General features: G+C 64.8%; 19 protein-coding genes, 1 tRNA gene and 2 rRNA genes (1 of these 22 only partly in view). 13 read left to right on the top strand and 9 right to left on the bottom strand.

Annotation, left to right across the window (positions count from 1 at the left end; genetic code table 11):
- The 3 genes from ACFQRC_RS13725 to ACFQRC_RS13715 all read left to right on the top strand — a co-directional run.
- Positions 1-2,186 (top strand): 23S ribosomal RNA (locus ACFQRC_RS13725) (it extends 613 nt beyond the left edge of the window).
- A gap of 115 nt (positions 2,187-2,301) precedes the next feature.
- Positions 2,302-2,416 (top strand): 5S ribosomal RNA (gene rrf / locus ACFQRC_RS13720).
- A 103-nt stretch (positions 2,417-2,519) separates the two neighbouring features.
- A tRNA-Met gene (locus ACFQRC_RS13715) sits at positions 2,520-2,596 on the top strand.
- Between the two features lie 213 nt (positions 2,597-2,809).
- Here ACFQRC_RS13715 and ACFQRC_RS13710 read toward each other — a convergent pair.
- From ACFQRC_RS13710 to ACFQRC_RS13700, 3 genes are all read right to left on the bottom strand, one after another.
- Positions 2,810-3,439, bottom strand: a complete 630-nt coding sequence (locus ACFQRC_RS13710; protein ID WP_379962194.1) for a hypothetical protein — start codon at positions 3,437-3,439, stop codon at positions 2,810-2,812.
- 24 nt (positions 3,440-3,463) lie between these two features.
- Positions 3,464-3,595 carry a hypothetical protein gene (locus tag ACFQRC_RS13705; protein ID WP_379962192.1) on the bottom strand — a complete coding sequence of 44 codons (132 nt, stop codon included), beginning with the start codon at positions 3,593-3,595 and terminating at the stop codon, positions 3,464-3,466.
- Between the two features lie 69 nt (positions 3,596-3,664).
- Positions 3,665-4,258: a hypothetical protein gene (locus tag ACFQRC_RS13700; RefSeq protein WP_379962190.1), complete on the bottom strand. Its 594-nt coding sequence runs from the start codon at positions 4,256-4,258 to the stop codon at positions 3,665-3,667.
- Positions 4,259-4,578: 320 nt separating this feature from the next.
- Here ACFQRC_RS13700 and ACFQRC_RS13695 point away from each other — a divergent pair, with 320 nt between their 5' ends.
- Positions 4,579-5,154 carry a YajG family lipoprotein gene (locus ACFQRC_RS13695; RefSeq protein ID WP_379962188.1) on the top strand — a complete coding sequence of 192 codons (576 nt, stop codon included), beginning with the start codon at positions 4,579-4,581 and terminating at the stop codon, positions 5,152-5,154.
- A gap of 36 nt (positions 5,155-5,190) precedes the next feature.
- Here the strand turns inward: ACFQRC_RS13695 and ACFQRC_RS13690 are convergent, their stop codons facing one another.
- Entirely contained in the window at positions 5,191-5,679 is a 489-nt protein-coding gene (locus tag ACFQRC_RS13690; protein ID WP_379962186.1) for a hypothetical protein, read from the bottom strand.
- A 252-nt stretch (positions 5,680-5,931) separates the two neighbouring features.
- Between ACFQRC_RS13690 and ACFQRC_RS13685 the strand changes: the two genes are divergently transcribed.
- From ACFQRC_RS13685 to ACFQRC_RS13670, 4 genes are read left to right on the top strand one after another with little or no spacing between them, the layout of a single operon-like run.
- The gene (locus ACFQRC_RS13685; RefSeq protein WP_379962184.1) at positions 5,932-7,359 is read left to right on the top strand and encodes a TolC family protein; all 1,428 of its coding nucleotides are present in this window, start codon (positions 5,932-5,934) and stop codon (positions 7,357-7,359) included.
- Entirely contained in the window at positions 7,356-9,089 is a 1,734-nt protein-coding gene (locus tag ACFQRC_RS13680) for a type I secretion system permease/ATPase (RefSeq protein WP_379962182.1), read from the top strand. The genes ACFQRC_RS13685 and ACFQRC_RS13680 overlap by 4 nt, the downstream gene beginning before the upstream one ends.
- On the top strand, positions 9,086-10,387 hold the full coding sequence (locus tag ACFQRC_RS13675) for an HlyD family type I secretion periplasmic adaptor subunit (RefSeq protein ID WP_379962180.1): 1,302 nt from the start codon (positions 9,086-9,088) through the stop codon (positions 10,385-10,387). The genes ACFQRC_RS13680 and ACFQRC_RS13675 overlap by 4 nt, the downstream gene beginning before the upstream one ends.
- 50 nt (positions 10,388-10,437) lie before the next feature.
- Positions 10,438-12,273 (top strand): tetratricopeptide repeat-containing sulfotransferase family protein, encoded by a 1,836-nt coding sequence (locus ACFQRC_RS13670; protein WP_379962178.1) that lies wholly within the window; start codon positions 10,438-10,440, stop codon positions 12,271-12,273.
- Positions 12,274-12,416: 143 nt separating this feature from the next.
- Here ACFQRC_RS13670 and ACFQRC_RS13665 read toward each other — a convergent pair whose 3' ends face one another.
- Positions 12,417-13,136, bottom strand: coding sequence for a 2OG-Fe(II) oxygenase (locus ACFQRC_RS13665; RefSeq protein WP_379962176.1), 720 nt, complete (start codon positions 13,134-13,136; stop codon positions 12,417-12,419).
- Between the two features lie 565 nt (positions 13,137-13,701).
- Between ACFQRC_RS13665 and ACFQRC_RS13660 the strand changes: the two genes are divergently transcribed.
- On the top strand, positions 13,702-15,417 hold the full coding sequence (locus tag ACFQRC_RS13660) for a M10 family metallopeptidase (RefSeq protein ID WP_379962174.1): 1,716 nt from the start codon (positions 13,702-13,704) through the stop codon (positions 15,415-15,417).
- Positions 15,418-15,550: 133 nt separating this feature from the next.
- On the opposite strand, the gene ACFQRC_RS13655 is transcribed toward ACFQRC_RS13660, so the two are convergent.
- Entirely contained in the window at positions 15,551-15,925 is a 375-nt protein-coding gene (locus tag ACFQRC_RS13655; RefSeq protein ID WP_379962172.1) for a hypothetical protein, read from the bottom strand.
- A 135-nt stretch (positions 15,926-16,060) separates the two neighbouring features.
- Between ACFQRC_RS13655 and ACFQRC_RS13650 the strand changes: the two genes are divergently transcribed.
- On the top strand, positions 16,061-18,373 hold the full coding sequence (locus tag ACFQRC_RS13650; RefSeq protein WP_379962170.1) for a M10 family metallopeptidase C-terminal domain-containing protein: 2,313 nt from the start codon (positions 16,061-16,063) through the stop codon (positions 18,371-18,373).
- Between the two features lie 108 nt (positions 18,374-18,481).
- Here the strand turns inward: ACFQRC_RS13650 and hutH are convergent, their stop codons facing one another.
- The 3 genes from hutH to hutI form a co-directional block, all read right to left on the bottom strand.
- Positions 18,482-19,999, bottom strand: coding sequence for a histidine ammonia-lyase (hutH, locus tag ACFQRC_RS13645; RefSeq protein ID WP_379962168.1), 1,518 nt, complete (start codon positions 19,997-19,999; stop codon positions 18,482-18,484).
- A gap of 106 nt (positions 20,000-20,105) precedes the next feature.
- Positions 20,106-21,767, bottom strand: coding sequence for a urocanate hydratase (gene hutU / locus ACFQRC_RS13640; protein ID WP_379962166.1), 1,662 nt, complete (start codon positions 21,765-21,767; stop codon positions 20,106-20,108).
- A 117-nt stretch (positions 21,768-21,884) separates the two neighbouring features.
- Positions 21,885-23,090, bottom strand: coding sequence for an imidazolonepropionase (gene hutI / locus ACFQRC_RS13635; RefSeq protein WP_379962164.1), 1,206 nt, complete (start codon positions 23,088-23,090; stop codon positions 21,885-21,887).
- A 39-nt stretch (positions 23,091-23,129) separates the two neighbouring features.
- Between hutI and ACFQRC_RS13630 the strand changes: the two genes are divergently transcribed.
- From ACFQRC_RS13630 to ACFQRC_RS13620, 3 genes are all read left to right on the top strand, one after another.
- Positions 23,130-24,008 carry an arginase family protein gene (locus ACFQRC_RS13630; RefSeq protein WP_379962162.1) on the top strand — a complete coding sequence of 293 codons (879 nt, stop codon included), beginning with the start codon at positions 23,130-23,132 and terminating at the stop codon, positions 24,006-24,008.
- Positions 24,009-24,105: 97 nt separating this feature from the next.
- Complete coding sequence (locus ACFQRC_RS13625) at positions 24,106-26,211, top strand: M13 family metallopeptidase (RefSeq protein ID WP_379962160.1); 2,106 nt, start codon at positions 24,106-24,108, stop codon at positions 26,209-26,211.
- A 26-nt stretch (positions 26,212-26,237) separates the two neighbouring features.
- Positions 26,238-26,855, top strand: a complete 618-nt coding sequence (locus tag ACFQRC_RS13620; protein ID WP_379962158.1) for a pseudouridine synthase — start codon at positions 26,238-26,240, stop codon at positions 26,853-26,855.
- Positions 26,856-26,858: the final 3 nt, after the last annotated feature.

Genomic DNA, 26,858 nt, shown 5'->3' with positions numbered 1-26,858 from the left:
CAGTGACTTAATGTATCAAGCAAGCTTAAGCCGATAGGTGTAGGCGCAGCGAAAGCGAGTCTGAATAGGGCGACTGAGTTTGATGCATTAGACCCGAAACCCGGCGATCTAGGCATGACCAGGATGAAGGTGAGGTAACACTCACTGGAGGTCCGAACCGTTCAACGTTGAAAAGTTGTCGGATGAGTTGTGTTTAGGGGTGAAAGGCCAATCAAGCCGGGAAATAGCTGGTTCTCCGCGAAAACTATTGAGGTAGTGCCTCGGACGAATACCGATGGGGGTAGAGCACTGGATGGGCTAGGGGGCCGCGAGGTCTACCAAACCTAACCAAACTCCGAATACCATCGAGTAATATCCGGGAGACAGACGGCGGGTGCTAAGGTCCGTCGTCAAAAGGGAAACAGCCCTAACCTACAGCTAAGGTCCCCAAATCGTATCTAAGTGGGAAAGCATGTGGGAATCCCAAAACAACCAGGAGGTTGGCTTAGAAGCAGCCATCCTTTAAAGAAAGCGTAACAGCTCACTGGTCTAAATAAGGGTTCCTGCGGCGAAGATGTAACGGGGCTCAAGATACGTACCGAAGCTTAGGGTTCGATCGCTTGCGATCGAGCGGTAGCGGAGCGTTCCGTAGGCCGATGAAGCGGAAGGGTAACCGACCGTGGAGGTATCGGAAGTGCGAATGCTGACATGAGTAGCGATAAACAGGGTGAGATGCCCTGTCGCCGAAAGACCAAGGGTTCCTGCGCAAGGCTAATCCGCGCAGGGTGAGCCGGCCCCTAAGACGAGCCCGAAGGGGGTAGTCGATGGGAACCACGTTAATATTCGTGGGCCTGGTGGTGTGTGACGGATCTCGTAAGTTGTCTTTCCTTATCGGATTGGGAAGGCTTCGAAGAGGTTCCAGGAAATAGCCCCACCGTATAGACCGTACCCGAAACCGACACAGGTGGTCTGGTAGAGTATACCAAGGCGCTTGAGAGAAGTGTACTGAAGGAACTCGGCAAATTGCCTCCGTACCTTCGGAAGAAGGAGGCCCTCATCTTGCGCAAGCAGGTTGAGGGGGCACAGGCCAGGGGGTAGCGACTGTTTAGCAAAAACACAGGGCTCTGCTAAGTCGGCTTCAAGACGACGTATAGGGCCTGACGCCTGCCCGGTGCCTGAAGGTTAAGTGGAGGGGTGCAAGCTCCGAAATGAAGCCCAGGTAAACGGCGGCCGTAACTATAACGGTCCTAAGGTAGCGAAATTCCTTGTCGGGTAAGTTCCGACCTGCACGAATGGCGTAACGACTTCCCCACTGTCTCCAGTACATGCTCAGCGAAATTGAATTCTCCGTGAAGATGCGGAGTACCCGCGGTTAGACGGAAAGACCCCGTGCACCTTTACTGCAGCTTCAGAGTGGCATTAGGAAAGAACTGTGTAGAATAGGTGGGAGGCTTTGAAGCGATGGCGCCAGCTGTCGTGGAGCCACAATGTGAAATACCACCCTGTTGTTTTCTGATGTCTAACCTCGTTCCGTAAGCCGGAACAGGGACCCTCTGTGGCGGGTAGTTTGACTGGGGCGGTCGCCTCCTAAAGAGTAACGGAGGCGCGCGATGGTGGGCTCAGGACGGTTGGAAACCGTCTGTTAGAGTGCAATGGCATAAGCCCGCCTGACTGCGAGACTGACAAGTCGAGCAGAGACGAAAGTCGGTCATAGTGATCCGGTGGTCCCTCGTGGAAGGGCCATCGCTCAACGGATAAAAGGTACGCCGGGGATAACAGGCTGATAACCCCCAAGAGCTCATATCGACGGGGTTGTTTGGCACCTCGATGTCGGCTCATCACATCCTGGGGCTGGAGCAGGTCCCAAGGGTTTGGCTGTTCGCCAATTAAAGTGGTACGTGAGCTGGGTTCAGAACGTCGCGAGACAGTTTGGTCCCTATCTGCCGTGGGCGTCGATAATTGAGAGGAGTTGACCCTAGTACGAGAGGACCGGGTTGAACATACCTCTGGTGGACCTGTCATTGCGCCAGCAGTGCAGCAGGGTAGCTATGTATGGACGGGATAACCGCTGAAAGCATCTAAGCGGGAAGCCTCCCTCAAGATAAGTTATCATAGAGCCGTCGGAGACCACGACGTTGATAGGCCGGATGTGGAAGTGCCGTAAGGCATGGAGCTAACCGGTCCTAATTGCTCTATTCGCGCTTGATGAATCCCACCATCAACGACAGGTTTGGACGTCGATCCATTCTGTCGATGGACAGCAGATTTAGTGCACGCATCGATTTCTAGTGATCCCAATTTCCTTACGCGCCGGCTTCATAGCTTGGTGGCCATAGCGTCTGTGACCCACCCGATCCCATCCCGAACTCGGCCGTGAAACCAGACAGCGCCGATGGTACTATTGCTTAAGCAGTGGAAGAGTAGGTCGTCGCCAGGCTTTGCAGCCGGCGCGCGAGGAAATGAAGGATCATATTCGAACCCATTCACACAGAGCCGCTCGTCGGCACGCATTGCGTGTCACGGGCGGCTCAGTCGTTTGGCGCGGGATGGAGCAGCCCGGTAGCTCGTCAGGCTCATAACCTGAAGGTCGTAGGTTCAAATCCTACTCCCGCAACCAGATACGAAAACTCCCTCGGAGCCCATGGGCTTCGGGGGAGTTTTCGTTTGTGCCGACGGGGAGCGGCGCGAGGTCGCCGCGGCGCGTCGGCGAAAGCCCGGCCCATGACCGCCATCGATGGAAAAGCGATGCTTCTTCTCGCCGACCATCTGCGACCGCGGTCGACGCTCATCCCGAATCCGCGGCGGTGACTCTCCTGGGTCAGCCCGGCATCTACATCGCCGAATAGGTTTCGCTGTCTTCCGGAAGCGTGGAATAATCGAAGTTGGCGCTGAACTCGGAATAGCGCGCGCAGGGCTCGTCCATAATAGTGTCGGCGCCGCGCATCACGACCAGCCCGGAGCCGCTGTTCGCGCCGACATGGGCGTTCCCTTCGGAAGCGAAGACGATGTAGCTGGTGTCGCCGTTGGCGAAGCGCAGCTGATACTGCATCCCGGCATAACGTTGCGCCATGTAGAAGATGTTGCCGCCGGTCGCGGTTTCGCTGAGGGTGAGCTCCGCCTCGTCGGTGGTCCCGTAGCGATAGGTCAGCCGGTCGCCGGCGGACGTGATCCGCGCGCTCTTTCCGCCGACATGGCATTCGAATAATATCGTCGAGGGAGCGATGCCCGGAGCCGCGGTCGCCAAGCCATCAGCGTGAAGCGACCCGGCATACGCGGTGCCAGAGCCGACCAGCGCGAAGGCCGACGCGACATAAATACGCAAGGCCATGGATTCACTCGCCCGCCGCCGTCCATTGCGCGTCGCGCAAGCCAGCTGCGATCCATGATAGCCTAAATAATAGAGAGAGAGAGAGAGCAGAGCGGCCGCGATGACGCCGAACAGCACCATGGCACGCGTCATCGTCAATCGCTTGGCGACGGCCGCCTAGTACAGATGCTCCGACGCCGCCAGGCCGGCCGGGTCGCCCGCCACCAACATCCTGGCGACCAGATCCGCGCCGAGGGTCGCCAGGACGAAGGCGACGATCGCCAGTGCGCCGAACCTTATCAATGACATGTCTTGGCCCCCGGGTCGGCAGCGTAATCAGGTAACGGCTATTATAAGCGAGTAGCGGGTGAGGCGCGCTCAGCGTCCCGCGCAATTGACGCCGAATTGATACTTGCCATTCACCACGCTCAAGCTCGACTGGAGGGTGGAATAGCGGGCGCCGCCGAACGTCACCGGCTGCTTACCGTACCAGGTGATGGTCGGGCCGCCGGTGGTCTCCGCATAAGAATAAAGCCGCTCGCCCTCGAGATGGAGGACGGGCTGCCGTCGGGTGTCGATGATCCCGCGAGCGGCCTGGTTGGCCGGGGCATTATACCAGCCGTGCGTCCGCCACTTTCCGTCCGATCCGATATGATAGATGAAATAGCGCACCGGATAATGGCATTTGTTGAAGAATTCCAACGGCCGGCGGACCCGCGATCCCGCGGCGGGCTGGGCGGCGCGGGGAGCCGCGGCGGTTCGCTGGCCGCGCAGCCGCGCCACGGCCGTGCGCATCTCGGCGCGCGTATGGCGGTTGAGCTTGTCCAGTTCGGCGGAAACCTCCGCCGCGGTATAATTGCCGAAATCGCGTTCCATCCCGCGCCGCACATTGAGCTCCTGCGCCGCGCAGGCGCGCATCGCCCCGTCGACGATCGCGTCTGTCGTCGCATTGCCGCGGTGAGTCCGTTCCACCTGGCGAACCAGGCAATTTGTCCAAGCGTCCGCCGCTTGATTCGTGGCCGCGCTCTGCATCGCCGCACCCAACACGATGAGTGTCCCCAACATGGCCTTATCCCCCCGTCCCCATCGATGGCGCAAACGCCAGCTTGGTTCATTCGAGCGGTTAAAGCCATTGGCGTCAACTGCCTCGGCCGCCCGCCGCCGCTGCCGCATCAAGGGCTTGCCGACAATATCCCCTGACAGGCCGGACGGTTGCGGTTATTCGATCAACTCCGTTGTCTCCGTATGGGACCGGGGCCGGTCTGAAAGTAGCGAGAGCGATGGAGGTGAATATGAAACGAGCGTGCCTGATCCTGGCGGCGGCGATGGCGCTGCCCGGCTGCGCGACGAGCGAGGCGATCGAAGTCCTCAACACCCGCTACCAGGGCAGTGCTGAGCAACTCGCCGGCGCGGGCCCGGTCGCGCTGACCGTGGTCGACGCGCGGGTCCAGAACCGGACCATGATCGGCCAGAAGAAGAATGGCTATGGAATGGACATGGGGGCCATCCGGTCGAGCCAGCCGATCGAAGACGTGGTGCGGGCGAACCTGGAGGGTGCGCTGGCCGCGCGCGGCTACAGCCACGCTCCGGACGGCGCTTCGATGCGGGTCGCAGTGAAAAGCTTCTTCGCGTCGTTCAGGACCGGGCTGATATCGGGCTCCGTGGTTCCCGACGTTCGCCTGACCGTAACCGTCGCGCGGCCCGGGGCGCCCGAATTCGTGAAGGATTATGACAGCAGCGGCGTCGAGGCGTCGACGATGCTGGCCGACGGGGACAGCGCCAAGCGCGGGCTGGACCGGGCGCTGACGGCGGTCGTCGACAAGATCGTGACCGACCCGGAACTGGTGGCGGCGCTCAGGGGAAGCTGAGCGGTCCGCCTCCCTGGTCCGCCGGACGCGACCTGCTCAGCGGCCGGCGATGACCTTGTCACAAATCTGGTCGCCGAACGCGTTGCCCATGTTCCTTTCCGCGTCGGCGAGCGCGATCATGCCGATGATGCCGCCGCTGCCTTTGGAATGGTTGAGATCGTAATCGCCGATCGTGGCGCCGCTCGCCATGTCGATCAGCTTGACGCTGCCGCGCGCCCGATTGCTGTCTCCGAGCAGCATCGTCTTAGCGGCATTCTGTCCTTTCATCTCGGTTACCGTCACTTCGAAGCGCGTCGGTACATTGCCCGTCGCGCATTCTTCGATCTTGTCGCGGATGGCCGCCGTCATCGTCTGAACCAATGTGTCGCTCTCCACCCCCGAGGCATTGGTGACGACCACCTCCCCCAGTCCCACGGACGCCGCCCGCGCCGGATCGAGCCGCATCACCGCTTCGGTCGTGCTCGATGCGCATCCGGCGATCAGGCATGTGCCGATCGCCGCGACGCTCAGTCCTGGGATTTTCATGATAGTCTCCTTTTCTCACGCGGCTGATACGCGCCCGCCGCCGATGTGGTTCCTGCACGGCCTAGACGGGCGCCGATAGGCGCAACAGACATTTGGTGCCATCCTGACCGTCCTTCCCATTCCTGGACAGGAATCTCCCCTACGCCACCACGTCCACCAAAAGCGCCTTTAAATACATGGCGGTAGCCCGCAGGATGTTTTAAGGGGCGACCACGGGGTTCTCTTCTCCTTGTGGAGACAGGGTTTTTGGGCATGACAGTTTCGTTGTTCGCACTAGCAGCGGCCGCGCTTTCACAAGCGCAGGCCCCATCGGGATCGCCGGTCGATCCCGCCATGGGCGTGCCGGTGGCCTCGTCGGTGGAGGCGCTGCCCGAGCCGGAGCGTGATCCGTTGCGGATCGATATCGCCGCCGATCCCATTCTCGGCCTCGCCCGCGAGAGCGCGCCCGACGATCAGTTCCTGAGGCTGGTGCAGCGCGCCGTCGACCTGCACCCGCGGGTCGACGAGGCGCAGGCGGGCATCGCCGAGGCCGAGGCGGCGGAGGACGAAGCCCGCTCCGGCCTCTTCCCCACGGTCGATCTCGCCGTCAATTCCCAACGTACCCTGTCGCGCGAGTTCGATCAGGATCCGGACAATATCATCGAACGCTCCCGGTCGCGGGCGCGCACCGACTTGACCGCCGCGGTCCAGCAGACCTTGTGGGATTTCGGCGCCACCGCCAACCGGATCGCCGCTGCCGGGGCCAGGCTGCGCGCGGCGAGCTTCCAGGCCGAGGCGTCGGCCGACCAGGTCGCGCTCCAGGCCATCGCCGCCTGGTACGACGTGTTCGCCTATCGCGCCCTCGTCGGGCTGGGCGACGCCTTCCTCGAAAATCAGCAGGATCTGAGGGGGGCGATCCAGACGCGCATCGCCCAGGGTGTCTCCGCGCCGGGCGACCTGCCCCGGGTCGAGAGCTATATCGCCTCGGCCGAGGCCGACCTTTCCCGCTACCGCCGCCAGCTCGCCAATGCCGAGGCGCGGTTCGAGGAGATGTTCGGTGTGCCGGCGCCGCCGGGCCTCGGCCGCGCTCCGACCCTGGAGGTTCCCGCCACGACCAAGGATGCGGCCGAATTCCTGGCTCGTTCCACCGCTCAGGTCGAAAGCGCCGCCGCAATCGCCCGGGCCGCCCAGCGCGAGGCGCGGGCCGAGCGCGCCGCCACTTACCCCAGCATCGCCGTCGGCGTCGACGCCGGCAAATACGGCCTTTCGGGTTCCGACTACGACATTCGCGGCCGCGCCACCTTGCGCTACCGTTTCCTCGGCCCCGGCGCGGCACGCGCCGACCAGGCCGCGGCCCGCGCCAATGCCGCCGAAGCCAGCGCCGCCCGCGTCCGCAGCGAAGCGGAGCGGGAGGCGGCGATCGCTTGGTCCGACGTCGTCGCGCTCGAACAGCAGCTCGCCGCGCTCGAAAACAGCTACATAGCCAGCCGCCAGTCGCGCGACGTGCTCGCCGAGCGCTTCCGGGTCGCGCGCGGCACCCTGTTCGACCTGCTCGAATCCGAAAGCGGCTATTTCAACGTCGCCGCGACCTATATCCGCAGCATCACGGAGCTGGACGCGGCGCGCTATGTCCTGCTGTCGCGAACCGGCCGGCTCCTGTCGACCCTAGACATCGATCCGCCCGTATTGGAGACGCCATGAGCGACGAGAAGATTGTCGAGGTTCCCAAGGAGCGTTTCGCGCCCTGGCTGATGGAGCCGATGCGCAAGAACCGGTCGATCTATATCAGGGTCGCGCTGGCCGCGGCGCTGATCAACCTGTTCGCGCTGATCACATCCATCTTCACGATGGTGGTCTATGACCGGGTGCTGCCCAACAACGCCACCTCGTCGCTCATCGCGCTGTCGATCGGCCTCGCCATCGTCATTATATTCGATTTCGGTCTGAAGACGCTGCGCGCCTATTTCGTCGACGTCGCCGGCGCCCGCATTGACCGGGAGGTCGGGGACAGCGTCTTCTCGCGCCTGCTCGCCATCCGGCTCGACCAGAAAAAGGGTTCCACCGGCGCGCTGGCCGGCATCATCCGCGAGTTGGAGACGCTGCGCGACTTCTTCGCCTCCGCGACGCTCACCGCCGTGGTCGATGTGCCGTTCATCCTCATCACGCTCGCCGTCATCGCGATGATCGGCGGGGTCGTCGTCGCCGTTCCTCTTGTCATGATCCCGATCGTCATCGTCACCGGAATCCTCACGTATCCGGCGATGGACCGGCTGGCGGCCAAGTCCATGGGGCAGGGCCTCCTGAAGCAGACGGTGCTGGTCGAGACGATCGGCGGTCTCGAGACCGTCAAGACCTCGGGCGCCGCCCCGATCCTCACCCGGCGCTGGCTCGACGCGATCGAAGAGCATAGCGACACCACCCTCAAGCAGCGCCTGCTCGCCAATATCGGCGTCACCATCGCCGGATCCGCACAGACGATCTCCTATGCCGGCGTCGTCATCGTCGGCGTCGGGCTCATCGCGACCCAGGATCTCACCATGGGCGGCCTGATCGCCTGCTCGATCCTTTCCGGCAGGGCTGTCGCCCCGCTCGGGCAGATCGCGACGCTTCTGTCGCGCATATCGGCCACGCGCACGGCCTATCGGCAGATCAACGGCATGATGGAAACCAAGCCCGAAGGCCCGGAAGGCGAACCTCTCGTCCTGACCCGCACCAAGGGCCTGATCGAGTTCCGCAACGTCCATTTCCGCTACCCGGGAGCGCCGGAGAAGGCGCTGGAGGGCGTGACCTTCACGCTTCAGCCGGGCGAGCATGTCGCTTTGCTCGGCCGCGTCGGCTCGGGCAAGTCGACCATCGCCAAGCTGCTGCTCGGCCTCTACGAGCCGGAAGAAGGGGTCATCCTTCTCGACGGCACCGACATCCGCCAGCTCGACCCGCTCGATCTCCGGCGCAAGGTCGGCAGCTCGATGCAGGACAGCGTGTTGCTCTCCGGCTCGGTGCGCGAGAATATCGTGCTCGACCGGGCCGGCATCGACGACGAGGAGATGATCCGGGCGGCCGAGCTTTCGGGCACGCACCAGTTCATGGGCCAGATCGCCAACGGCTACGACCGCAGGCTCGCTGACCGCGGCGAAGGCCTTTCGGGCGGGCAGCGCCAGTCGATCGCCATCGCCCGCGCGCTGGCGACACGTCCGGCCGTTTTGGTCTTCGACGAGCCTTCGAGCGCGATGGACCAGCAGACCGAGAGCGCCTTGCTCGACCGGCTCGAGAAGGATCTCACCGGGCGCACCTTCCTCGTCATCACGCACCGCACCCCTTTCCTGCGGCTGGTCCAGCGCGTCATCATCGTCGACCGCGGCAAGATCGTCGCCGACGGGCCGCGCGACCAGATCATCTCCAAGCTTAATCGACCCAAGGTGGCCGCGATATGAGCGAGACAGCGCTCGAAGATTATGTGACCCGCGTGCGCCCGAAGACGGCGGCGAACATCCTTCTCTGGATGATCGTCGGCTTCGTGCTGGTCTTCATCATCTGGGCTTCGCTCACCCAGCTGGACCGCACCGTGCGGGGCCAGGGACGGATCATCCCGAGCTCGCAGCTACAGATCGTTTCCAACCTGGAAGGCGGCATCGTCGAGGAGATATTGGTGCGGACCGGCGACATGGTGAAGCGCGGCGCCGCGCTTATCCGTCTCGACGAGACCGCGACCGGCTCGGACTATTCGAGCAACCAGTCCCAATTCGATTCGCTCCGCGCCAAGATCGCGCGGCTGGAGGCCGAAGTGGCGGGGCGGTCGCCCGATTTTCCGGCCGCCACCAATCCCAGCCTGGCCGAGCAGATCGCGATCGAGCGCTCGCTCCACACGGCCAGGATGGCGGATCTGACCAGCATGCTCGGCGCGGCCAACGCCCGCGCCGTCCAGGCGGAGCGCAGTGTCGCCGAAGCCGAAGCGGCGCTGGCCTCCCGCCGGTCCGCCCTCGGCGCGGCTGAGACCGAGCTCAACCTGATCCGTCCGCTCGTCGAGCGCGGCATCGAGCCGCGCCTGACGCTCGTCCAGGCCGAGAATACGGCCGCTATCGCGTCCAGCGATGTCGCCGCCGCCTCCGCCGCCGTCAGCCGGGCGCAGTCGAGCGTGGCCGAGGCGCGGGCGAGCCTCGCGCAACAGCGTCAGGATTGGCGTTCGCGCGCCGCCCAGGAGCTCGCCGCCGCCCAGGCCGAGATGGTGGCGCTGCGCCGCGCTTTGCCGGCCCTCTCCGAGCGGGTCGAGCGCACCGTGGTCCGCTCGCCGCTCGCCGGCCGCGTCAACCGGGTGCTGGTGACCACGGTCGGCGGCACCATTCAGCCCGGCGCGCCTTTGGTCGAGATCGTGCCCAGCGAGGAGAATCTGCTGGTCGAGGTTCAGATGCGGCCATCCGACATCGCCTGGGTCCGGATCGGGCAGGACGCGAAGATCAACATCACCGCTTATGATTCTTCGATCTATGGCGCGCTGGACGGAAAGGTGGTCGCCATCTCGCCCGACGCGACGCTGAACGAACGCACCGGCGAAAGCTTCTACACCGTGCGGGTCGCGACCGACGACAAGCTTGTCGGCAAGGAAGGCAAGCCGCTGGAGATCGGCCCCGGCATGATCGCCGACGTCAGCCTGCTCGGCGACAAGAGATCGGTGATGAGCTACATTCTCTCGCCGCTCACCAAGCTCAGCCAGACGGCCCTCCGCGAGCAATAGGGGCTTCTTCGCGCAACGTCGCGGCGCGACCGGAATCGAGAGGAATGAGAATGGCAGCATCGGATGAACAGGCGCCGGCGTCGGCCGCCGCCCGCATCGCCGAGGCCGGCCGGTCGCTGCGCGACAAGCCCGCCGCCGCTCTGGCCAAGGCGACCGCCATTCTCCGCGAAGCGCCCGACAATGTGGATGCGCTGCTGCTCTCGGCGGCGGCGCTGCGCCGCATGGACGAATATGAGCGAGCGACGCAGGCCGAGCTGGAAGCGCTTCGAATCTCGATTCTTCATCCGGACATGGCCGCCGCCGCCCGGGCTCTCAACGAAGGCAAGGCAGGTGCCGCCGAGCGCCTGCTGCGGCCCCATTTGGCGAGCCACCCCCGGGACCCCGTCGCACTGAGGATGCTGGCCGGCGTCGCCAGGGCCTTCGGCCAAAGCGAGGACGCCGTCCCGATGCTCCGCCGAGCGCTCGATCTTGCACCGTCTTACGGTCCCGCGCGGCAGGAGCTCGCGGACGTCCTCGCCAAACTCGCCAGGCGCGAGGAAGCGCTCGAACAGGCCGAAAGACTATTGGCTGCTCAGCCCGGCCATCCGCCCTATCTCGATCTGAAGGCGAATATCCTGAACGGGATGGGCCGCTACGAGGAAGCGGCGGCGATCTTCGAAACACTGCTCGCCCGCTTCCCGGACCAGCAGGCCACATGGCTCTCTTACGGCCACATTTTGCGTACGCTCGGCCGTCTCGACGACAGCATTGCCGCCTACCGGCGGGTCATAGCGCTTTCGCCCAAGGCGGGGATTGCCTGGTGGAGCCTGGCGAGCCTCCAGACCGTTCGCTTCGACGACGACGACATCGCCGCGATGAGCGAGGCGGCGGAGCGGGCCGACGTCTCGCCCGACGAACGCCTCAGGATCAAGTTCGCGCTCGGCAAGGCGTTCGAGGACCGCGGGCAATGGGAGCCATCCTTCGCCCATTATGCCGAGGGCAACCGCCTTCGCCGCGCCCAGTTCGAGTATGACGCGGCCGAGACGAGCGCGCTCGTCCGCCGCGCCGAAGCCCTGTTCACGCCGGCCTTCTTCGATGCCCGGCAAGGCCAGGGCTGCGCCGCGCCCGATCCGATCTTCGTCATCGGCGTCCAGCGTTCGGGCTCCACCCTCGTCGAGCAGATCCTTGCCAGCCATTCACGGATTGAAGGCACCGCCGAGCTTCCCGACGTGCCGATCCTGGCGAGGCGCCTGGGCGCGCGGTCGTTCGGCCAGGCCGGCTCGGCCTATCCCGAAACCGTGGCCGATCTCGACGCCGAACAGCTGCGCGCGCTGGGCGAGGAATATATCGAGCGCACCCGGGTCCACCGGGACAGCGAGCGCCCGTTCTTCGTCGACAAGCTGCCCAACAACTGGGCCCATGTCGGCCTCATCCACATGATGCTGCCCAATGCGAAGATCATCGACGTGCGCCGCCACCCGCTCGATTGCTGCTTCTCGAACTTCAAGCAGCTATATGCGATGGAGCAGCGCTTCACCTACGATCTCGGCGAGATGGGCAGTTATTACCGGGATTATGTGGAAATGCTCCGGCACGTGGATGAAGTGCTGCCGGGCCGCGTCCATCGCGTCATCTACGAGCGGCTGGTCGACGACACCGAGGGAGAGGTCCGCGCTTTGCTCGACTATCTCGGCCTGCCGTTCGAGGAAGCCTGCCTTGGTTTCCACCAGAATGAACGCGCGGTCCGCAGCGCGAGCTCGGAGCAGGTCCGTCGTCCGATCAACCAGGCGGGGATCGGACGCTGGAAACCCTATGAGCGCTGGCTGGAGCCCTTGAAGGAGACGCTCGGGCCGGTGCTGACTGATTATTCGCAAGTGCCCGCGACCGGCATAGGGGCTAGGGTATGAATGAGTTTGGATTGCACCATCTCGTCATGCTGAACTTGTTTCAGCATCCATTTCCGAGCCACACGACCGGTGGGTAGGTGGACCCTGAAACAAGTTCAGGGTGACGATTCAATGTGACCGCATCCCGCTCCAAGAAAGCGCTCTCAGCCCGGTTCGCCCGCGCGCAGCCAGCCCGTGACGGCATAGCGCGGATGGGCCGCGAGCGGCGTCACCCAGCTCACGCTGTGCGGCTGCGGCACCTTGAAGATATTGAGCATGTTGAAGCCGGGCGTGTAGCCCCGAACGACGTTGCCGCGCGAATCGTAGAATAGCAGCAGCCCACCCCAGTCCGGCCGCCATTGCGGGGTGAGGTTCAGCACATAGGCCGCCCGCCGGCCCATATCCTCCATCCTGTCGTCATGGGTGGTGAGGAAATGGCCGGGCCTGTAGCGCGACGCATGGGCGTCGGCGAACGCGATATCGTCGGCGCCGGTCAAAGTGCGCATGAACGCGACCATCTCGGGCGAGCAGAGGAATTCGGTGAAGCGGGTCAGCAGCGGCGGCGCCCCGTCCGCATCTTCCTTGTGCAGCCGGATCGTCTCGTAGCGGAACTGGAAACCGTGACGGCCGCCAAGCGCCACCGCCCGCTCGATCGCCGCCTTCTTGTCCGCCGGCCAGGCCGCGACATCCGTCTCCCTGAAATCCAGGATCTGATCGCCCTTGTTGATCGCCAGCCGCCACCTGGTGCTTTTGCTGAGCTCCTGAAACAGGGCCGTCGCGCAATCCTCGCGCAGGAAATCGACTACCTGCAGCCGGCCCGCCGCGGCGAATATGCGGGCGAGGGCAACCGGGTCGAGACCAGGCTGGAGGGCGAAACGCGTCATGCCGCCGGTGCTTAGCGTGGAGGCCGGAGAAGGGCCAGCGGGGGAGGGACTCGCCGCATCCGGCGCCTCATCCACGAGGTTCGCGGCGGCTGGCGCCGCCTTCCCGGAGCGCCTCGTGGCGAAAATTAACCTTTTAAACCCGCGGAATTCCGTGGCTGTTAACCTCTTGTTGACTCTCCATTTTTTTCATAGTCAAAAGGGATTGCGGGCGGATTGCGGATTCTTTGAAATCGCTGTCGTTCAGGGGAAAGCGGCTCCGGCCCTTTCTTTCGTAAGGATTGGCGTGTCGCACCGGCCGCCAGAAGGGGTGATTTGGGCTTGTGTCCACTTTCGGGGTCGGAAAAGCTCTTTGTTCAGGCGCGATGGCGGTCGTTTCGATGACGGTCGCAGGCGCGCGCCAACCTCATTCAATTCGGAGCACCGCCGCGCGCGGTGCCAATAACCGGACAAGCCGCGGGCAACGCGGCGGTCGAGGGAGCGCCGCGCGCTTCCCTCAGCGAGATTCTGCCCTGGCCCCGGCCGGCAGGAACGGGTGAATCATCACCAATAAGTGGGAGAGAATGTAATGGCACGTTATGTGAACGAATTTCATTATGAGGACGATTGGAGCGCCGGTCGTTCCTATCACGACGATCTCGTCTATTATGACGCGTCCGTCGACGGCCAGGGCGGCACGATCCGCGACAAGCCGGTCTTCACGATCGAGGAAGCGGCTTATTATCTGAACCGCGGCATCGGCGTTCAGGAATATGAGGGCAATTTCTACAATTCCGGCGCCAACTGGGCCGGCGCCCAGGGCACGGCCGACAATGAATGGTATTTCCTCGCCCAGGCGAAGGGCACCGCGCCGGGCCAGCCGCTGACCGAGCTTGCGTTCGGCTTTTACGAGACCAAGTCGACCCTTCCCGATCCCTATGTCTACACCGTCGCCGCCGACGGCACCGATGCGCAATATGTCGGCTTCGCCGTCGCCAACGGTTTCTCGGCCTTCGATGCGGAGCAGCGCGAGGCTACCCGCCAGGCGATCGAATCCTGGGACGATCTGATCGCGGTCACCTTCGTCGAGAAGCATTTCTCGGAGGCCGATCTCAACTTCATGAACACCACGACCGGCCCGATCCAGGCGTCGGCCTATCTGCCCTATGATTACGGCACGACCGGAATCGTCCAGGACGACGGCTCGATCGTCTCCTACGCCGAAATTTCGGGCGACGTTTTCGTCAATCCGAACCAGGCCTCGAACCATCTGTTCGACGAGGGCCAGTATGGCCTGACCACGCTCATCCACGAGCTGGGCCACTCGCTCGGCCTCGAGCATCCGGGCGACTATAATTTCGGCCCGGGCTTCGACGTCAATTACGAAAACGGCGCCGAATATTATCAGGATTCGAACCAGTATTCGATCATGTCCTATTGGGACAGCGAGGAAACCGGTTCCAACCACGTCGACTGGGAATTCCTCACCTATCGCTACTCGTCGACCCCGAGCGTCCATGACGTCGCCGCCATCCAGCGGATATACGGCGCCGACATGACCACGCGCACGGGCAACAACACCTACGGTTTCAACACGACGGAAGAGACCGGGGGCTCATTCGACTTCGCCAACAACACCACTCCGGTCGTGACCATCTGGGATGCCGGCGGCAGCAGGGACACGCTCGACCTTTCGGGCTTCGATACGCCGTCGATCATCAACCTCAATCCCGGCTCCTTCAGCAGCGGCGGCGGCTTCCTTTCCGCCGACATCCCGACGCTCGAGGAGATCAACGCACGGCGTGCCGAGGAAGGCCTCGAGGCGAGGTCGCAGGAAACCTACGACCTCTATCTCGATCTGTTCGGCCAATATTATGTCGACGGCCTGATGAGCGATAACATCTCCATCGCCTACGGCACCGTGATCGAGAATGCGGTCGGCGGCGCGGGTGACGATATCCTCATCGCCAACAGCGCCAACAACGAGCTGACCGGCGGTGCCGGCAATGACAGCTTCGTGTTCCTCGAAGCCGGTTCCAAGGACAAAATCCGCGACTTCGATTCGGGCAACGACGTGATCGATCTGAGCGCGTTCGGCATCGACAGCGGCGACGTCAAGCTCACCGGGGGCAAGCTGTTCGCGGATACCGACGGCGTCGGCGGCTACGATCTGCAGATCGTCGTCCAGGGCGACAAGGTGCAGATGAGCGACATCCTGTTCGGGGCCTCAGAGCTGATGGCGAGCAGTGCGGGCGCTGGCGCCGGCGGCGGCCTCGCGCCCAACCAGGACATGGTCATCGTCTGATCCTTGGTCCTGCTAAGGAGAAGAGGCGCTCCGGCTTCGGCCGGGGCGCCTTTTCTTTTCATTGATAAAGCTTGGCACGGCTGCGGTCGCCTGTCCGATCTCGCGCGCGCTTGAACTGGGTCCGGCGCGCTAGCTAGCGGGTGAAGCCGAATTTTCGCATGAGCTCGTCCCGCGTGAAGAGCCGCTTCTCTGTAGGCGGGCCGCGATAATTGCCGGTCTCGAACCGGTAGAGACCGGGCTCGACCTCGCGATACCAGGCATCGTCGATCGCCGAACGCTTCTCGAGAAAGGCGAGATATTCGTCGAGCGTCTGAAACCGCTGATTGAGCGGAACGTGGGCGTCTTTCACGAGCGTGCCCGGCCGCTTCCCGGCGGACGGCGCCTTGTCCGAAGCCTCACCCTCGGCACGGAAAGGCGACGCGCAGGCGGGCGTGAACGCTCCCGCGAGCACGGCCAGCACAGCGAATTTAAGCAACTGAGGCAAATGAGAAATCTCCGCCGAGTCCATTCCTGATACATTTTTTTCGCGGGCCTGGCAAAAGGGTTTGCAACCTCTTGGAAACCATGTTCACTTCCACGTTCTGCCGCGAGTCGCGGATTGAGGGTAATTCATTTTTCATCACCAAGCAGCGGGGTAATCGACATGGCAACTCCATTCATTCGGACTGACGCGAACGGCCGCATCCTGGCGGTTTCGGAAAAGGGCGACGCATCCGTTGGCGCTTATCTGGACACCCTTCGCGCGGGCACGATCGCGTCGACGTTCGAGCTGGCCACCCACGCCCAATCGACGGAAGAAGGGTCGCTCGGCACGGAAACGGAAGATGTGATCGAAGTCGAACTCACCGCCGGCCAGACCTATACCTTCGCCTATCGCGGCACCGTCGAGGGCGGCATCGAGGATCCGTATCTGGCGCTGTTCGGCGTCGGCGGCACCTACATCACCGAAGATGATGACGGAGGGCTGGGCCGTTCGTCGCAGATCACCTACACCGCGACGCAGACCGGCACGCATTATCTTTACGCGACCTCCTGGTATCATATCGACCCCAGCGCTCCGGGCTATCCGGATTACCGGGATTCGGGCGACTACACGATCAACATCTGGAGCCCCGATCCGGCGCATGATGCTCCGGGCACGCTGGCGGGCGCGGTGGCGATCGAGGCCGGCACCACCTACGGCTATCTCGACTCCGCGGCCGATCGCGACATGTACAAGATCGAAGTGACGGAAGGCATGGTCTATTCCTTCACCTATAATGGCGGCGTTTCCGGCGGAGCCGACTTCGACGGCGAGGCGGGCGAGAATCTCGGCATCCTGCGCCTCTATGATTCGGCGGGAGTCAATTTCGCCGCGGTCGTGAATTACGAGACCGGCGTCAATTTCTTCGCCGAGGAGAGCGGCACCTATTACGTGCGCGCCGAAAGCTATCAGGGCACGACCGGCGGCTACACGCTCGATGTGCAGGAAATCGATCCGGCTACCCGTGACCCCCTGGAATCGCTCAATTGGGACAGCGCGGCCAATGTTCCCTTTGCCGATACCGACGGTGACGGCGTGGGCGACACCGCCTACGTCTATTTCGCGCCGGCCGGCGAGAATTTCGGCGAGACGGAGCCCGACGGGGTCACGCCGATGACGACTTATGGCTGGGAGCAGTTCCAGATCGACGGCGTCATGAACGCGCTTGGTGAATATGAGCGCATCCTCGGCATCAATTACGAGATCACCACGGACGTGACTCAGGCCACCTTCCGTATGCTCACCACCGAGAACCAGGCTTATGGTGCTCGCTTCTACCCGCAAGATCCGTCTTACGGCGATCAGGCGGGAATCGGCACGTTCAACCTCATCAGCGGTGGCTTCGGCAGCCGTCCGGAGAGCCTGGTACAGGGCGGCTTCTCCTATGCCGTCGTCCTGCACGAGTTCGGCCATGCCCACGGCATCGCCCATCCGCACGACACGGGTGGCGGCTCGGAGGTCATGCTGGGTGTGACGGCGTCGACCGGTTCCTATGGCGTCTACAACCTCAACCAGGGCGTCTACACCGTCATGTCGTACAATGACGCGTGGGATTTCCATCCGGACGGACCGACGACCGAGGCCGCCAATGGTTCGATCGGCGCGGTGATCGATCATGGCTGGTCGGGAACGCTCAGCGCGTTCGACATCGCCGTGCTGCAGGAGCGTTACGGCGTCACCGCCCGCAACGAGGGCAACAACACCTACGAACTCAACGACGATTATGCCACTGCCTACTATCAGACGATTTGGGACAGCGCCGGCAACGACACCATCTCCTACGGCGGCGATCTCGACGCCCAGATCGACCTGACCGCGGCCACGCTCGATTATTCTCCGACCGGCGGCGGCGTCCTGTCCTTCCTCTATAACGAGGCGCAGCCCGATTACACGACGGAGATCAAGGGCGGCTACACGATCGCCAATGGGGTCGTGATCGAGAATGCCACTGGGGGCAGCGGCGACGACGCCCTTATCGGCAATGCCGCGGGCAACAGGCTGACCGGCAATGACGGCAACGATACATTGCTCGGCCGCGACGGGGCCGACAACCTTTTCGGCGGCGCCGGGGACGACGTGCTGAACGGTGGTTCCGGCAAGAACGACCTGACCGGCGGCGCTGGCAACGACGTCTTCGTGTTCGAGGATGCGAGCTCCACCGACAAGATCCGCGACTTCGATTCGGGCAACGACGTGATCGATCTGACCGCGTTCGGCATCGACAGCGGCGACGTCAAGCTCACCGGCGGCAAGCTGTTCGCGGATACCGATGGCGTCGGCGGCTACGATCTCCAGATCGTCGTCCAGGGCGACAAGGTGCAGATGAGCGACATCATGTTCGGCGTCTCCGAGCTGATGGCGAGCAGTGCCGGCGCGAGTGCCGGCGCCGGCGCCGGTGGCCTCGCGCCCAACCAGGACATGGTCATCGTCTGACCTTTGCTGGGCTGAAAAGAGAAGGCGCCCCGGTTCCGGCCGGGGCGCTTTTCCTTGTCCGGCGCTCATCCACCCGCACGATCTCGCCCCGCGCAGCAGGCTCGCCTGTCAGAAGATCTCGGACTGAATCTCGCCCGACAGCGATCCGCTCAGCACCTCCTGCTGCGCCCAGGCGAGGTCGTCGGCGAAATAGCGATCCTTGTCGTAATGCGGGATGACTCCGCGCACCGCGTCATGAGCCAGGCTGAGCGCCGGAGAGGTTCGCAGCGGCGCGTGGACGTCTATACCCTGGCAGGCCGCCAGCAATTCCACCCCGACCACGCCGGCCGCGTTGCCGGCGATCACCCGCGCCTTGCGCGCGCCGTGCGTCGCCATCGAGACATGGTCTTCCTGATTGGCCGAGGTCGGGATCGTGTCGACGCTGGCCGGATGCGCGAGCGACTTGTTCTCGGACACCAAAGCGGCGGCGGTCACCTGGGCGATCATGAAGCCCGAATTGACGCCGCTATCCTCGACGAGGAAGGGCGGAAGGCCGCTCATCTTGGGATCGACCAGCACCGCCGTCCGCCGCTCGGAAATCGAGCCGACCTCGCACAGCGCCATCGCCAGCATGTCGGCGGCGAAGGCAACCGGCTGGGCGTGGAAATTTCCGCCCGATATGCTGACATCGCCGTCCGGGAAGATGATCGGATTATCGGTGACCCCGTTCGCCTCGATCTCCAGCGTGACCGCGACGTGGCGCATCAGGTCGAGCGCCGCGCCCATCACCTGCGGCTGGCAGCGGAAGCTGTAGGGGTCCTGCACCCGCTCGCAATCCACATGCGATTGCCGAATTTCGCTGTGCCGCAAAAGACCGCGCAGCACGGACGCGACGGCGATCTGCCCCGGCTGGCCGCGCACTTCATGGATGCGCGGATCGAAGGCGGCGTCGGTCCCCTTCAGCGCTTCGATCGAAAGACCGCCGGCGACAAGGCCGGAGGCGAAGACGCGCTCTCCGGTGAAGAGGGCGTCGAGGGCGATGGCCGTCGAGACCTGAGTGCCGTTGATGAGCGCGAGACCTTCCTTGGGGCCGAGCGCCAGCGGCTCCAGTTCCAGCCGTTGAAGCGCCTCGGCGGCCGGCATGATCTCGCCGTGGAGCGCGATCCGGCCCTCACCCAGCATTGCCGCGGAGAGATGGGCGAGGGGCGCGAGGTCGCCCGACGCCCCCACCGAACCTTGCGCCGGCACACACGGAATCGCGTCCCGTTCCAGCATGTCGAGTAGCCGCTCGACGACGATCCGACGCACCCCCGAATGGCCGCGCCCGAGGCCGATCGCCTTCATCGCCATGACGAGGCGCATGACCGGGCGGCTCAGATCGTCGCCGAGGCCGCAGCTGTGCGAGAGGATGAGGTTGGTCTGAAGCTCCACCAACCGTTCGTTCGGGATGCGGGTCTGGGCGAGCAGGCCGAAGCCGGTGTTGATGCCGTAAACGGTGCGGCCGGATGCGACGATCCGCTCGACGCTCGCCTGCGCGGCGTCGATGGCGTCGAAGGCGGAGGCCTCCAGGGCGACGGGCGCGCCGTCCCAGACGGCGCGAAGCTGGGCGAGGGTGACGAAGCCGGGGCGAAGGGTGATGGATGTCATGTCCTTACCGTCACCCCGGCGAAGGCCGGGGTCCCAGCGAGAACCTGCACTGTACCTTTACGTCCTGGGATCCCGGCCATCGCCGGGATGACGTGGAGCGGCATCCTCATTTCCCCACCATCGGCAGATCCAGTCCCTGCTCGCGCGCGCAGGCGATCGCGTCTTCGTAGCCCGCATCGGCGTGGCGCATCACGCCGGTGCCCGGATCGTTCCACAGCACCCGCTCCAGCCGCCGCGCCGCGTCTTCGGTCCCGTCGGCGACGATGACCATGCCGCTATGCTGCGAATAGCCCATGCCGACGCCGCCGCCATGGTGGAGCGAGACCCAGGTCGCGCCCGACGCGGTGTTGAGGAGCGCATTGAGCAAAGGCCAGTCGGACACCGCATCGGAGCCGTCCCGCATCGCCTCGGTCTCGCGATTGGGGCTTGCGACCGAACCCGAGTCGAGATGGTCGCGGCCGATGACTACCGGTGCCTTCAACTCGCCCGACGCCACCATTTCGTTGAAGGCGAGGCCAAGCCGGTGGCGCTGGCCGAGGCCGACCCAGCAGATGCGCGCGGGCAGGCCCTGGAAGGCGATCCGCTCGCGCGCCATGTCGAGCCAGCGGTGGAGGTGCGGATCGTCGGGAATCAGCTCCTTCACCTTGGCGTCGGTGCGGTAGATGTCCTCAGGGTCGCCAGACAAAGCCGCCCAGCGGAATGGCCCGACGCCGCGGCAGAAGAGGGGGCGGACATAGGCCGGCACGAAGCCGGGGAAGTCGAAGGCATTCTCGACGCCCTCGTCCTTCGCCACCTGGCGGATATTGTTGCCATAGTCGAAGGTCGGAATGCCCATGGCGTGGAACGCGAGCATCGCCTCCACATGCACCGCCATCGACGCCCGCGCCGCGTCTTCCACCGCCTTGGGGTCGCGCTCGCGCCGTTCGATCCACTCGTCCACGGTCCAGCCGATCGGCAGATAGCCGTTGACCGGATCGTGCGCCGAGGTCTGGTCGGTCACGGCGTCCGGGCGGATGCCACGCTTCACCATTTCGGGAAGGATTTCGGCCGCATTGCCAAGCAGGCCCACCGAAATCGGCGTCTCGGCGGTGCGGATGATCTCCAGAGCCTCATCCAGCGTGCCGGCGCGCTTGTCGAGATAGCGCGTCTCCAGCCTCTTCTCGATCCGGCTCTCCTGGCATTCGATGGCGAGGCAATGCGCGCCCGCCATCACCGCCGCCAGCGGCTGCGCCCCGCCCATGCCGCCGAGGCCCGCCGTCAGCACCCATTTGCCCGAAAGGTCGCCGCCAAAATGCTGGCGCCCCATTTCGACGAAGGTCTCGTAGGTGCCTTGGACGATGCCCTGGGAGCCGATGTAGATCCACGATCCGGCCGTCATCTGGCCGTACATCATCAGGCCCCTGCGATCCAATGCGTTGAAATGGTCCCAGTCCGCCCATTTCGGCACGAGGTTGGAATTGGCGAGCAGCACGCGCGGCGCGTCGGCATGGGTTCGGAACACGCCCACCGGCTTGCCCGACTGGACGAGCAGCGTCTCGTCCCCCTCCAGCCGCTTCAGCGTCGCGACGATCGCGTCATAGCTCGCCCAGTCCCGCGCCGCCCGGCCGATGCCGCCATAGACGACCAGCTCCTCCGGCGCTTCGGCGACGTCCGGATCGAGATTGTTCATCAGCATCCGCATCGCCGCTTCGGTGGTCCAGCTTTTGGCGGTCAGCGCGGCGCCGGTCGGCGCCTTGATGTGGCGGCTGTTGTCGCGTCGTGAGTGCATCGCTTGCTCAAATCTCCGTTCGCCCTGAGCTTGTCGAAGGGCTGTCCTTGTTTCTCGTCCGCCTAAGAGAAGGTCAGGGCTTCGACAAGCTCAGCCTGAGCGGTAAGGGGAGGCTTCTCACGCATCCACCCCCGCCACGATCCGCGTCTCCGGGCCGGGGAGCCCGATCCAGTAGCAAAGCTCGGCCGGCCGGCTCACCCGCCAGACGCAGAGGTCGGCGGCCTTGCCGGCGCTTATCGTCCCCACCTCGTCCTGCAAAGCCAGCGCCCGCGCCGCTTCGCGGGTCATTCCCGCCAGCGCCTCCTCCGGCGTCAGGCCGAACAGGGTGCAGGCCATGTTGAGCATCAGGGTCGGCGACAGCACCGGGGAGGTGCCGGGGTTGCAGTCCGTCGCCACCGCCATCGGCACCTTGTGCTTCCTCAGCAGGTCCACCGGCGGCTTGCGCGTCTCCGACAGCGCGTAGAAGGCGCCCGGCAGCAGCACCGCCACCATGCCCGCGCGCGCCATCGCCTCTATCCCCGCTTCGTCGGCATGTTCGAGATGGTCGGCCGAGAGCGCGCTATATTCGGCGGCCAGCGCGGCGCCGTGGAGGTTGCTGAGCTGCTCGGCATGGAGCTTGACGCGAAGGCCGTGTCTTTGCGCCGCCTCGAATAAAGCGCGCACCTCCTCGGGGGTGAAGCCGATGCTTTCGCAAAAGGCGTCGACCGCGGTGGCGAGCCCGGCGGCGGCCGGCACCATCCGCTCGACCGCGAGCCGGACGAAATCGGCGCGCCTGTCCTTATACTCCGGCGGCAATGCGTGGAGCGCGAGCAGGGTCGGCGCAATCCGCACCTTTTCGCTTGTTCCCAGCGCCTTCGCCACCTTCAGCATTCGAAGCTCGGTCGCGGTGTCGAGGCCGTAGCCGGACTTGATCTCGACCGTGGTCGCGCCCCCCCGCATCAGCGCCTGGAGGCGCGGGCGCGCCTGCTCGACCAGCTGGTCGAGCGACGCGGCGCGGGTCGCGGTGACCGACGAGACGATGCCGCCGCCCGCCCGCGCGATCTCCTCATAACTCGCGCCCTGGAGCCGCATCTCATATTCGTGCGCGCGATTGCCGCCGAAGACGAGATGGGTGTGGCAATCGACGAGGCCCGGCATGACCCAGGCGCCGCCTAGGGGCTCGACGCTCCGCGCCCGATTGCCGGCCAGCTCGACCCTGCGCCCGACGCGGACGATGCGTCCGTCCTGGATCGCGATCGCGCCGTCCTCGATCGCGCCGAACGGGGCGGCGACGGACGAGTCCATGGTCGCGATGTTGCAGTCGGTGAGCAGGCGGTCCCACATGGCTCGCCCTTTGGCACGAAGCCGGTGTAAGGGCAAAGGATGAGCTGGAAATCCATCGCCGACCTGATCTCCGTTGAAGGAACCGCCGACGTCGTCCTGGTGGGCGCGCCGATGGAGGCGGGTTCCGTCACCCCCGGTCGCTGCGACCTCGCGCCGGAGACGATCCGCGGGACGCTCCGCCGGTTCAGCACTTATGATGTGGAGACGGGAGAGGAACTGAGCCTCGCGATCCACGACGCCGGTGACGCTCGCGTCGCCGGCCTGATGCCCGCCGACGGCTTCGAGCCGATCCGGAACGCGGTCAGCCGCTGCACCGCGGACCATGCCCTCGCCCTGCTGCTCGGCGGCAACAACGCCGTGACCCGGCCGGGCGCGCACGGGCTCGGCCGGCCGCTGGACAGGGTCGGGCTTGTCACCCTCGACGCCCATTTCGACCTGCGCGAGACCGATCAGGGGCCTCGCAACGGCAATCCGGTACGCTGCCTGCTGGAGGACGGCCTTCCCGGCGCCAATATCTGCCAGATCGGGCTCGCGCCTTATGCCAATACGGGAAAGATGCACCGTGATGCGCTGGCTGCCGGCATCACTGTCTTCACGATCGCCGACTGCAAGGCGCGCGGCATCGTCGCCGTGCTGGAGGAAGCGCTCGCCCGGCTCGGCCACGTCGATGCCATCATGGTCGATTTCGACATCGACGTCGTCGACCGCGCCCAATGCCCCGGCGCGCCCGGCGCCCGCCCCGGCGGCATGCCAGTCGACATGTTCTTCGCCGCGGCCCGTCGCCTCGCCGCCGAGCCCAGCGTGAAGCTGGTCGACCTGACCGAGTTCGATCCCTCGCTCGACCTTGGCGACATTACCGCGCTCACCGCCGGCCGTTGGGTTTGCGAAATTCTCGCGGGCTTCTCCAGCCGCCGGTGATCCAAACCCCGTCCTGAGTGTGGTGCAGGAATAATACGCCCTTGCCCGGCGTTCCGTGACGAGGCATCATTCTCCTCCGAACAAGGGGAGGGAATTTATGCGCAATGTGCTGCTTGGCTTTGCTTCGATGCTGGCGCTCACCACGGCGGCCTCGGCGGCCCAGGCACCGGCCGCCGCTCCCCAGGCCGCGTCGCGGGACAAGGCGCAATGGGGCAGCTTCGGCGTCGATTTCGATTCGTTCGACCGGGATGTGCGTCCCGGCGACGATTTCTGGTCCTACGTCAATGGCCGCTGGGCGCGCACCGTCGAGATACCGGCAGACCGCGGCGCCCTCAGTCAGGTCCAGCGCCTCAACGACGTCTCCTCCGGGCAAGTCCGCGCCATCCTGGACGAGCTGATAGCGCGCCGCGCCTCCCTTTCGGGCGACGAGCTCCGCATCGCGGATTATTATGCCGCTTTGTCCGATCAGGCGGCGATCGATGCGCGCGGCGCCGCGCCCTTGCTCGCCGATCTGGAGCCGATCAGGGCCGCCGCGTCCCATGCCGAGCTTGTCGCTTCGATGGGCGGGCTGGTCCGCCAATGGCAGGGAACACCGCCGCTCGGCCGCATGCCGCGTTACTTTCCCTCGCCTTTCTTCGTCGGCATCGGCCAGGACAGCAAGGATCCCAATCGCTACGTGCCGTTCGTCGGGCAAGGCGGGCTCGGCCTTCCCAACCGCGATTATTATCTGAAATCGGATGAGACTTCGGCGAAGACGCAGGAGGCCTATCGCGCCCATCTCGCCGCGATGCTGCGTCTTACCGGGGTGGCGGACGCCGAGGCGATCCAGCGCGCGGCCGCCGTTTACGCCTTCGAACGCCAACTCGCCGAGGCGCATTGGCCGCTCGCCGACAGCCGCGACGCCGACAAGACCTACAATCCCTGGACCCTCGCCGATCTCGAGGCGAAAGCGCCCGGTTTCGACTGGCGCGCGTTCCTCGCCGGAGCCGGCCTCGGCGAGCGCCCCACCTTCATCGTCGGCGAGACCGGCGCCGTCACCGCGATGGCGGCGGCGTTTGCCGGGACCGAGCTACCGGTGCTCAAGGACTGGCTCGCCATCCATCTCGCCAAGGACCGCGCCACCGTCCTCCCCACCCCCTTCGCGAAAGAGGAGTTCGCTTTCTCGGGCGGCGTGCTCGGCGGCGCGACCGAGGCGCCCGCGCGCTGGCTCCAGTCGGTGGAGCTCACCGCCACGGCGATGACCGACGCCGTCTCCAAACCCTATATCGAGCGCCACTTCCCGCCCGAGACGAAGAAGGCGATGGACGAGCTGGTCGGCAACATCCTCGCGGCGATGGACCGGCGGCTCGCCAATTTGAGCTGGATGGCGCCCGAGACCAAGGTTAAGGCCCGCGCCAAGCTCGCCGCCTTCACGCCGATGATCGGCTATCCCGACACATGGCGGAGCTATGACGGCCTCGATGTCGTCGCCGGCGACGCCTACGGCAATCTGAAGCGCGCCGCCGCCTTCGCTTATGCCCGCGATCTCGCCCGCATCGACGCGCCGGTCGACCGCAAGCAATGGTGGATGATGCCGATCACCGCCAATGCCTATGCGAGCTTCGCCAACAACCAGATCGTCTTCCCGGCCGGCTACCTCCAGCCGCCCCATTTCGATCCTCACGCCGATCCGGCGGTCAATTACGGCGCGATCGGCTATGTCATCGGCCACGAGATCAGCCATCATTTCGACGACCAGGGCAGCAAGTTCGACGCCCAGGGCCGGCTGGTCACCTGGTGGACGCCCGAAGACCTCAAGCGCTTCGACGAGCGCAAGGCGAAGCTCGTCGCCCAATATGATTCCTACGAGCCGCTGCCCGGCCTCCACGTTCGCGGCGCGCAGACATTGGGCGAGAATATCGCCGACAATGCCGGCCTCGCCATCGCCTGGGACGCCTACCAGCTTTCGTTGGGCGGCAAGCCGGCGCCGGTGATCGACGGCTTCACCGGCGCCCAGCGCTTCTTCATGGGCCGCGCCCAGGTCAACAAGGTCGCCTTCCGCGAGGCCGAGCTTCGCAAGGCCGTCCTGTCGGGCGTCCATTCCCCGAGCAAGTATCGCACCTGGTCGGTCCGCAACCACGACGCCTGGTACGACGCCTTCGACGTGGAACCGGGGCAGCATCTGTACCTGGCGCCCGAGGACCGGGTGAAGATCTGGGAGTGACCATTGAATGAAGGATGCGAGGGGCCATGCCGCGGCTGATCCTGTTCAACAAGCCGTATGGCGTGCTTTCGCAATTCACCGATCGCGGCACGGAAGCGGGCGGCACGATACGGCCGACCCTGTCCGATTATATCGACGTGCCGGGCGTCTATCCGGCGGGACGGCTCGACCGCGATAGCGAGGGCCTGCTCCTGCTCACCGACGACGGCAAAGTGCAGGCGCGGATCGCTGATCCCAGGTTCAAGCTGCCCAAAACCTATCTCGTCCAGGTCGAAGGCGACGTGACCGAGGCCAGCCTCGCGTCCCTGCGGCGAGGCGTCCGCTTGAAAGACGGCCCGACCCGCCCGGCCGAGGCCGAACGCATCGCCGATCCGGCGCTATGGCCCCGCGACCCGCCGGTCCGCTTTCGCAAGAGCGTGTCCGACTGCTGGCTCAGGCTGACCATCCGCGAGGGCCGCAACCGCCAAGTGCGCCGGATGACAGCGGCCGTGGGCCATCCAACCTTGAGGCTGGTGCGATGGCGCATCGGCGGCTGGACGATCGAGGGGATGGAGCCGGGGAAGTGGCGAGAAGTCGCCATTGCGGCCGCGAAGCTGCGATCAAACCGTCGGCTGGCAAGCGAGAGGTCTGATTCGAGCGCCTAGCGG

Source organism: Enterovirga sp. GCM10030262 (genome assembly GCF_042666435.1).
Taxonomy (GTDB): Bacteria; Pseudomonadota; Alphaproteobacteria; order Sphingomonadales; family Sphingomonadaceae; genus Allosphingosinicella.
The sequence above is the reverse complement of the archived record's forward strand: the minus strand, read 5'-3'. Positions and strand labels throughout refer to the sequence as shown.

Bases quoted from the DNA above. Each gene is read 5' to 3' on its own strand.
- ACFQRC_RS13710 (WP_379962194.1), bottom strand. From the start codon at position 3,439: ATGACGCGTGCCATGGTGCTGTTCGGCGTCATCGCGGCCGCTCTGCTC.
- ACFQRC_RS13705 (WP_379962192.1), bottom strand. From the start codon at position 3,595: ATGTCATTGATAAGGTTCGGCGCACTGGCGATCGTCGCCTTCGTCCTG.
- ACFQRC_RS13695 (WP_379962188.1), top strand. From the start codon at position 4,579: ATGAAACGAGCGTGCCTGATCCTGGCGGCGGCGATGGCGCTGCCCGGC.
- ACFQRC_RS13690 (WP_379962186.1), bottom strand. From the start codon at position 5,679: ATGAAAATCCCAGGACTGAGCGTCGCGGCGATCGGCACATGCCTGATC.
- ACFQRC_RS13685 (WP_379962184.1), top strand. From the start codon at position 5,932: ATGACAGTTTCGTTGTTCGCACTAGCAGCGGCCGCGCTTTCACAAGCG.
- ACFQRC_RS13680 (WP_379962182.1), top strand. From the start codon at position 7,356: ATGAGCGACGAGAAGATTGTCGAGGTTCCCAAGGAGCGTTTCGCGCCC.
- ACFQRC_RS13675 (WP_379962180.1), top strand. From the start codon at position 9,086: ATGAGCGAGACAGCGCTCGAAGATTATGTGACCCGCGTGCGCCCGAAG.
- ACFQRC_RS13670 (WP_379962178.1), top strand. From the start codon at position 10,438: ATGGCAGCATCGGATGAACAGGCGCCGGCGTCGGCCGCCGCCCGCATC.
- ACFQRC_RS13665 (WP_379962176.1), bottom strand. From the start codon at position 13,136: ATGACGCGTTTCGCCCTCCAGCCTGGTCTCGACCCGGTTGCCCTCGCC.
- ACFQRC_RS13660 (WP_379962174.1), top strand. From the start codon at position 13,702: ATGGCACGTTATGTGAACGAATTTCATTATGAGGACGATTGGAGCGCC.
- ACFQRC_RS13655 (WP_379962172.1), bottom strand. From the start codon at position 15,925: ATGGACTCGGCGGAGATTTCTCATTTGCCTCAGTTGCTTAAATTCGCT.
- ACFQRC_RS13650 (WP_379962170.1), top strand. From the start codon at position 16,061: ATGGCAACTCCATTCATTCGGACTGACGCGAACGGCCGCATCCTGGCG.
- hutH (WP_379962168.1), bottom strand. From the start codon at position 19,999: ATGACATCCATCACCCTTCGCCCCGGCTTCGTCACCCTCGCCCAGCTT.
- hutU (WP_379962166.1), bottom strand. From the start codon at position 21,767: ATGCACTCACGACGCGACAACAGCCGCCACATCAAGGCGCCGACCGGC.
- hutI (WP_379962164.1), bottom strand. From the start codon at position 23,090: ATGTGGGACCGCCTGCTCACCGACTGCAACATCGCGACCATGGACTCG.
- ACFQRC_RS13630 (WP_379962162.1), top strand. From the start codon at position 23,130: ATGAGCTGGAAATCCATCGCCGACCTGATCTCCGTTGAAGGAACCGCC.
- ACFQRC_RS13625 (WP_379962160.1), top strand. From the start codon at position 24,106: ATGCGCAATGTGCTGCTTGGCTTTGCTTCGATGCTGGCGCTCACCACG.
- ACFQRC_RS13620 (WP_379962158.1), top strand. From the start codon at position 26,238: ATGCCGCGGCTGATCCTGTTCAACAAGCCGTATGGCGTGCTTTCGCAA.